Raw genomic sequence first — 231 nt, forward strand, 5'->3', positions numbered from 1 at the left:
TCAGGAAATCGGGGACGCGTTATCCGGTCCCACGGGATGCGGCGCAGCCGCCACACCGATCGGCTGCGGCCGGCTGACCAGGCTGACCATCACGTAGCTGATGATCATGAGCAGGAACCACGAGCCCAGCTTGGCAATGGATACCAGTTCCCAGCCCTGCGACTGGTTGGGATAGCGCCAGGCGTTGGCGAAGGTGCCGATGTTCTCGGCGAACCAGATGAACAGCGCCAC

At 63.2% G+C, this 231-nt stretch carries 1 protein-coding gene; it reads right to left on the bottom strand.

The features are described 5' to 3' along the window. Window positions 1-231, bottom strand: a 231-nt coding sequence (locus OH705_RS28915; protein WP_267303661.1) for a DUF817 family protein, incomplete at its 5' end; no start/stop codon positions are given.

This window comes from Pseudomonas sp. BJa3, from assembly GCF_026343815.1.
Taxonomy (GTDB): Bacteria; Pseudomonadota; Gammaproteobacteria; order Pseudomonadales; family Pseudomonadaceae; genus Aquipseudomonas; species Aquipseudomonas soli.